Genomic DNA, 7,248 nt, shown 5'->3' with positions numbered 1-7,248 from the left:
CGCAAGTACTTCCCAGCCCTTTGATAACGATCGAGAATGTTATGTAGTCGAAGAAGGAGAAGAATTTGCAGCTGAGTTCATTATCGAATCTTTAATTGCGAATGACAACTTCGCAACCTGCACCGTTGATTTCGCTCAAGCCGTGGTTATTGGAAATGGTGACGTGCTATCTCCAGAAAGTACGGAAAATCTGAGCTATACTTTCCCACTCTCTAGTACCGTGAATGTCCTTTCGCTCTCTTGGACTGCAACGCAATCAGCTCAGACACCATATAAAGTGAAAATGGAAGGAAATGGTGGACTGGTATCCATTGATAATTGCTCTTTCCCCATTTGTGTAGACCAAGCGACTTCATTTGACCCACCGACATGTGACATACGAGTAATTTCCTCTATCCCTCACCAATGCGCTGGTGAAAATATAAATATTACTCTCTCTGCAATTGATTCAGCTACGACCGCTCCCGGTAGCTTACAGTACACTTTTGAAACAACATGTACGGACGGTACGCTAGACAATGGAAGCCATTCTTACGAAGCTTTACTCAGCGTTTCACCCTCAGTTGGAGAAACATGTGCCGCCTCCGTTACCGTTACTGACTCACAAGCGCAAAGTACAACATGTGCGGTTGCCCTTCAGACCCCTGACTGCCTCTCTCCGCCTCAATGTCCCAGCGGTAGTGAAGCGGATAGCTGTGGAGTTTGCGGTGGTGACAATTCATCGTGCCTAACATGTGAGACAATTGATATTACTCCCATTCAATTACAAAGTGAGACAAACATACGCTCGGCAACCGAAAAAATCCGAAATCGGTTTTTACAGGTAGAAAGACGACACAAAAAGAGAGGACTCTTAAGAAGTCGTCTCGCGAACAGATTTGAAAAGAAACATGAGAAACTCACAACTCTAGAGGAGAACGCAGCTGCTCTCATCTGGAGTCCAACCTCCTTAATAACGCTCTGCGCCGGGACTCAGATCGATACATGCGCTATTGAGAACTACGATGAAACTGTCATCAGATCTAAGAGGACATCCAAGCAAATTCGAAAGTTTCTCAAAAAAAATACGCGCGGATTTCTAAAACGAAAACTCGTCGAGCTCTTAATGGAGAAAGGACTCTCATCATCAAGAGCTCAATTTAAGGCTCAGCGAATTCTTGAACGAACTCGCCGGCCGGCAAGAAAGGCATTACGAGCAGCGAAAAGGGAATTTGCAAAAATTCCGAGACAACACTACTCCTGCAACCCAGTATCGTAACAACTTGACTGGTTCCATTTACTATTGCTTCGAGCGCTTCAGAGCTCGCTCAGCCTCGCGCTGTGCTTCTCGACCTTTGATTGTCTCTCGTTTATCTCCCCGGTCTTTCCCCTTTGCGAGGGCTATTTCAAGCTTTGCTCTTCCCTTCTTCAGATAGAGTCGAACAGGCACTATAGTATATCCCTTCGCCTCGACTCTTCCTGTCAGCTTTTCAATCTCTCGCTTGTGCATTAAGAGCTTCCTCTTGCGAGTCGGCTCTTCTTTAGAATTCGTATCGAAGCGATACGGATTGATGTGTGCATTAATGAGAAACAGCTCTCCTTTTGACGGAATAATATAGCTCTCCTGAAGACTCACTTTTCCTTCACGGATAGACTTAATTTCGCCGCCAGTAAGCACAATGCCTGCCTCGAAAAACTCTTCAAGGTGATAGTTAAAGCGTGCTTTTTTATTGTCAGAGACAACCTTAAAGGAGTCTCCCGTGCCAGTCTGAGCCACTCTTATAATTCCTCATAAACCGAGCATCATCATAGCACCTAGACTCGAAAGATACGAGGTGGCTCCTGAGGTCCTGGTACTTCATCTCGAAGCTCTTGTATTTCATTCTGCTCATTAACAAAGACAAGATTTGGCTTGTGAATCGAGAGCGCCTCGGGCGAGAGATACGTAAAAGCAGCGATTATGACAATATCACCTGGCGTGACGAGATGAGCAGCTGCTCCATTGACCGCTATATCCCGAGAATCAGGAACTCCAACTATCGCATATGTCTCAAACCGAGTACCTGATGTCACATTCCAAATATTGACAGCTTCGTATTCAGCTATTCCTGATGCCTCAAGCAGATCGGGAGGAATCGTAATGCTTCCCTCGTAGTGTAAATCTGCATGAGTAACCGTTGCTCTGTGTATTTTTGCCTTCAACACCTTATGAAACATAATTTCATCCTATTGCTTCGCTAGCCGAACCTTTTTACTGGTGTCCTCATAGACTGAATGCTTCGCTGCCGGAAAGGTGTGCGAACGAACCTCATTCGCATACTCAGAAACCGCATTCATGATCTCTGTTCCCAATTCACGATATCTTTTTACAAATCGCGGAGCAAAGTCTGGTTGAAGCCCTAGGAGATCATTGATAACGAGAATCTGCCCATCGCAAGCAGGTCCCGCTCCGATCCCAATCGTAGGGATAGAAATCCGTTCAGTAATCTGTTCGGCAAGTTCAGCGGGAATTCCCTCCAAAACTAAGGCAAATGCTCCTGCCTCTTCCACAGCAAGAGCATCTTCTATAACTTCTGTTGCTGTTGTTTGTGCTCGATTCGCAGAGGTACTTCTTCCCTGTAGTCTATGCCCCCCCATTCGATGATACGATTGCGGAGTCAGCCCTATGTGACCACAAACGGGAATATCTACTTGAACTAATCGACTAATAGTCGTCTGCATAGAACGTCCACCTTCAAGCTTCACTGCATGCGCACCTGCCTGCTTCATAAGATACCCCGCATTTTCTAAGGCTTGTTCTGGAGATATCTGATAAGACATGAACGGCATGTCAGCGATCACAAGCGCATGCACCACTCCACGAACCACGCATCTTGTATGATATCCGATTTCTTCTAGTTCAACGGGAAGAGTATTGGGGTGTCCTTGTACAACAGAACCCAGGGAATCGCCGACAAGAATAATGTCAACTTCTCCCGCTGCATCAATCAGCTTAGCGCTCGTATAATCATAGCTTGTGAGCGCAACGAGCGGCTTGTCAGAGCCTTTTCTTTCTATGATATGAGGAACAGTTCTCTTATCGGGAATCTTACACCCGTTAAGTTTTGATGGGGCCATAGAGTCACTCCTGTTTTCAGTAAATGCGGTGGCCAAAAGTTTTTTTTGAGGCTTTGCTGGGATTGCCGTAGTACCCCTATCGACATCCTAAGCCCCCTAAATTATAGGGTCTCTTTCCGCCTCCGATGCAAGGGGTCCAGCTTGATTTTTAAGCAAAGAGCTGCAAGCTACTGCTTTTACTGTATTTTCAATAACAGGCCCCATCTCTCGCGAAAGAGAGCATTTTTGTTCTTTCTCGTATTTCTTCAGTTTTTCACCTTTTGTTCTCCTCTGAACCTGCCGACTGTTTTCGGTATGGTGAGAGAAGCAGAAGAAGAGTTCGACTACGACCTCTTGGTTATTGGTAGCGGTCCAGGCGGGCAAAAAGCTGCGATTCAAGCGGCTAAAATTGGCAAGCGAGTTGCCATTATCGACTATAATCCTTATGTCGGTGGCGTATGCCTCCACGACGGCACCATCCCAAGCAAGTCATTCCGAGAAGCGATCCTTCACCTGAGTGGCTACAGAGAGCGAACTCATTACGGCAGAGCCTATCGCGTCAAGAATCAGGTACAGATGTCTGACCTGACGAAGCGCAGTGCTTGGATTACTGCTGAGATTGAACAAACAGTTCGCGCACAACTGCTACGAAATGGCATTGATGTCATTGAAGGTATTGGCTCATTTATGAGCGAACACGAAGTTCGAGTCAAAAGAGAATCAAAAGAAGAAATTATTACTGGTAAATATATCATAATCGCTACCGGTACGCGCCCACGAAGGCCTGAAGGCTTTGAATACGATGGAAAGATTATTCTTGATAGCGATGGCATTTTGCATATGGATTCTATTCCGAAGAGCATTTGTATCGTTGGCGGTGGAGTCATTGGGTGTGAATATGGCTCTATGTTCTCGGCTCTCGGTATTAAGGTAACTATCGTCGAAGCCCTTGATCGTCTGCTTGGATTTATAGAGCGAGAACTGGTAGATAATCTCGTATATACGCTGCGTGCTCAGAAAGCGACGATCATTACGAGTGACCGAGTGACACGAACTGCAGTATCTCCAGACGGTCGAGCGATCACTTACCTAGAAAGCGGAAAAAGAATAGTCTCTCAAAAACTCTTAATATCAGCAGGACGGATCCCAAATGTTGAGAAGCTGAATCTCGAGCTGCTGAAGATTACGACCGACGAACGGGGATATATACCGGTAAATGATTCCTATCAAACATCCGTTCCGCATATTTATGCCGTAGGTGATGTTGTTGGTTCTCCAGCTCTTGCCTCGACCGCCCTCGAGCAAGGTCGAATGGCGGCGTGTCATGCATTTAACCTAGCGGAGACTCAAACGCCGCAGATACTCCCCTTTGGAATATTTACCGTTCCCGAGATAGGAACTGTTGGAGAGAATGAGCAACAATTAAGCGAGAAAAAAGTCCCTTATGAAATCGGAATTGCTCGTTACAGCGAAGTTGATAAAGGACGAATTGTAGGTGATACCACCGGAGTGCTAAAAATTCTCTTCCATCGACATACTCGAAAAGTTCTCGGAGTCCATATCATCGGGCACGAAGCAACAGAGCATATTCACTTTGGGCAACTCATTATCGCATTTGAAGGTACCATTGATCATATTGCTCATAATATCTTCAACTATCCAAGTATTTGTCAGGCATATAAAACTGCCGCACTCGATGGACTCAATAAAGTGATTGCCACCCAAAATCTTCCTGATGAGCTCCGCGATAAAGACGCGGTGCGCTCACTCATCAATTGATTATTCAATATCGTACGCATTCCTTCCTTTTGCTCTTCTTTGAGAAGTCTCACCATGTGAGAATTCTTAAGAGCCAGATTTATATTGAGTCTTGAGACAGGCACTTCATGATATGAATTTTCATCTTGGTATTCTTCACAGCCAAAGAGATACGGCAGTTCCTCAATTCCGTTCTCGTGTACGTTCGTTGCTACTGGCATTTTTTTTTGTCATTGGATTTTCAGTTCTGCTGACAGGATGCGCTCTCCAAAAAACTACTCCCCGGTCCTTCTGTGAGAACCTCCCCTCGTATATTAGTCGAATTGAGGACTATCTACAGCAAGACATACAGCACACACCTAGCTGCAATACGTACAATCAGTCCGAATATAAAGAACTCTTGCTCAGCGTGCTTCAAAAAGAAGCTACTCCAAAAGAACTTGAATATGAGATGTACGCTTTAAAACACCTGGGACTCGTTCCTCAAACCTATAATTATATCGAGTGCATCTATCCGGCTTTTATCCGACTTGCATCCGCTTTTTACATACCATCAAATAAAGCACTTGTTTTGCCGAATTGGTCAGAGCCTCTACCGCAAATAGTCATTCATGAACTTGTTCATCACTTTCAAAATGAACAGCTTGACCTCACAAAGAACAATAAACTGCGAGGATTATTTCACGATTCGGCTTTATCTCTAGGAGCCCTCTTAGAGGGAGATGCAGACCTCGTATCAAAAAAGCTCGTTCAGTCCTATCCCCAAGTCTTCATGCCAGATACGGATTTGCAGTATGAGTTTCAACCCCTCGAACTGAATAACCAGGAATGCCAGATGCCTCCCCTACTCGAATCTCTCTTTATTGCTCAGTATCAGAAAGGCCTCAGATTCTGGGAAAAACTCTATTTGCTCAAACCCAATCTTGTACGAAACACCGTGCTTCAGAGTCTACCCTCTGAAACGCAATATATTCTTCATCCAGAACGCTCTCTTGATGATAACAGTTCCAAGAACATCTGTGATCGACACAACTCTGCTTACTCTCGCTCTCTGGGAGAACTCATCATTCGCACCACTCTCAGTCAATTTATGAGTATCACCGAATCAGAGCGGATTGCTGATGGACTTCAGCATGACTGCTTTATGCTCGAGCCTGACGGACAGATACGATGGAAGAGCACATGGGAGTCAGAGGAAGACGCAGCCGAATTTTTTCATGCCCTTGAAACGTTTAAAAAGCATCAGGGCATAATTCTCAACGGAACAGCACACCAAGAAGGGAATAACGTTCTCTATATGGCAACGGGTACCCAGAACGATCTTGGACGTCTTTAGTATCTCACCGTCCAAGCCATACTCGCCCACTCCTTCGCCTTTCCGCTTCTTTTCAGGATGATATCGATGATATCAGCCGCTCGTTCAAATTTCTTACAAATCGCTTCAAGCTCATGCATTACACGACCTACCGTGTGGGGAATCCATTGCTCATACTGAGCACGACCATCATCCAAGACAAGCTTTGAAAATCTTCCAGCGACACGCATATCCCAATGCACCGCATACTCAAAATAAATAGGGAGAAAGGACTCAGGGAGCGGTAAAATCGTTGTCGCAAATTCAAAGAGCTCACGATGATGATGCTCCCCAAGGTGCCGAGCCATATCTCGATCACAGAGCAATGCATGAAGATCCCTCGCGACCGACTCAAGACAGGCATCCTGAAAATCAATAATCGCAAGTGTATTATCGTGTAAGATATGGATGTTGTGTCCGATAAAATCGTAGTGCGAAACGACTCGTGGATGCGACATGATCTCTTCGCTGAGCTGACATGAAAAATCGGAGAATATCTCACGCTCCCCTACCGTCAAACCTGAATCTCGTAAATAGAAGTGAGAAAACTCCTCTGGACCCTTTCTCAATTGTTCAAACTGTGGCTGGCGCTCCACTAAAAGAGCGCACGATTCAGTATCAGCGCGTACTGGGATATTTTGTACTTGAGATAGAATTTGAATCGCCTGTTTCAGAAGCGCATCTTTTTCTTCTCGACTCGTCTCTGGTGAGGCAATCCGAGCAGCGAGGGTCTCCTGGCCAAGGTCCTCAAGCAGTAAGCACTTATCCTTGGGGGCAGTCGCGTAAATCTCAGGCACCCGAATGTCGTGCTTCTGTAGAAGTTGTTGAATCAATATAAATGCATCTCTTTGCTCGATATCTTGTGATCCTCCTCCTAGAGGCCCTACTCCATCAGGCATAAATGCAAGCACCGCCGTAGACGGTTCCCTATGCGAGTACAAGACTCGAAAATATCTTCGTGCTGAGACATCGGGAGCAAGCGCTATTACTTCGCAGACATCCCCGAAAGGGAGGTGCTTCCCCAATTTTTGTGCTACTAATTGAATATCGTCTGGTATCAT

The 7,248-nt window shown here is 45.5% G+C and carries 7 protein-coding genes; 3 read left to right on the top strand and 4 right to left on the bottom strand.

Annotated elements, in window-relative coordinates:
• Window positions 1-1,258 (top strand): hypothetical protein (locus EBR25_07120; protein ID NBW40759.1); only part of this gene is annotated, 1,258 nt, incomplete at its 5' end.
• Between the two features lie 21 nt (window positions 1,259-1,279).
• Here the strand turns inward: EBR25_07120 and smpB are convergent.
• Genes smpB through panB form a run of 3 tightly spaced genes read right to left on the bottom strand, consistent with a single transcriptional unit; the run spans window position 1,280 to window position 3,096 of the window.
• Window positions 1,280-1,756, bottom strand: a complete 477-nt coding sequence (smpB, locus tag EBR25_07115) for an SsrA-binding protein SmpB (GenBank protein NBW40758.1) — start codon at window positions 1,754-1,756, stop codon at window positions 1,280-1,282.
• 38 nt (window positions 1,757-1,794) lie between these two features.
• The gene (locus tag EBR25_07110; protein ID NBW40757.1) at window positions 1,795-2,196 is read right to left on the bottom strand and encodes an aspartate 1-decarboxylase; all 402 of its coding nucleotides are present in this window, start codon (window positions 2,194-2,196) and stop codon (window positions 1,795-1,797) included.
• Between the two features lie 9 nt (window positions 2,197-2,205).
• Window positions 2,206-3,096, bottom strand: a complete 891-nt coding sequence (gene panB, locus EBR25_07105) for a 3-methyl-2-oxobutanoate hydroxymethyltransferase (protein ID NBW40756.1) — start codon at window positions 3,094-3,096, stop codon at window positions 2,206-2,208.
• A gap of 225 nt (window positions 3,097-3,321) precedes the next feature.
• Here panB and EBR25_07100 point away from each other — a divergent pair, with 225 nt between their 5' ends.
• Together EBR25_07100 and EBR25_07095 are read left to right on the top strand one after the other, a co-directional pair.
• Complete coding sequence (locus EBR25_07100) at window positions 3,322-4,854, top strand: Si-specific NAD(P)(+) transhydrogenase (protein ID NBW40755.1); 1,533 nt, start codon at window positions 3,322-3,324, stop codon at window positions 4,852-4,854.
• 112 nt (window positions 4,855-4,966) lie between these two features.
• Complete coding sequence (locus tag EBR25_07095; protein NBW40754.1) at window positions 4,967-6,169, top strand: hypothetical protein; 1,203 nt, start codon at window positions 4,967-4,969, stop codon at window positions 6,167-6,169.
• Here EBR25_07095 and EBR25_07090 read toward each other — a convergent pair.
• The gene (locus EBR25_07090) at window positions 6,166-7,248 is read right to left on the bottom strand and encodes a hypothetical protein (GenBank protein ID NBW40753.1); all 1,083 of its coding nucleotides are present in this window, start codon (window positions 7,246-7,248) and stop codon (window positions 6,166-6,168) included. The genes EBR25_07095 and EBR25_07090 overlap by 4 nt on opposite strands.

Source organism: bacterium, from assembly GCA_009926305.1.
In the GTDB taxonomy this organism is placed as follows: Bacteria; Bdellovibrionota_C; UBA2361; order UBA2361; family RFPC01; genus RFPC01.
The sequence above is the reverse complement of the archived record's forward strand: the minus strand, read 5'-3'. Positions and strand labels throughout refer to the sequence as shown.

Bases quoted from the DNA above. Each gene is read 5' to 3' on its own strand.
- EBR25_07110 (NBW40757.1), bottom strand. From the start codon at position 2,196: ATGTTTCATAAGGTGTTGAAGGCAAAAATACACAGAGCAACGGTTACT.
- panB (NBW40756.1), bottom strand. From the start codon at position 3,096: ATGGCCCCATCAAAACTTAACGGGTGTAAGATTCCCGATAAGAGAACT.
- EBR25_07095 (NBW40754.1), top strand. From the start codon at position 4,967: ATGAATTTTCATCTTGGTATTCTTCACAGCCAAAGAGATACGGCAGTT.
- EBR25_07090 (NBW40753.1), bottom strand. From the start codon at position 7,248: ATGATACCAGACGATATTCAATTAGTAGCACAAAAATTGGGGAAGCAC.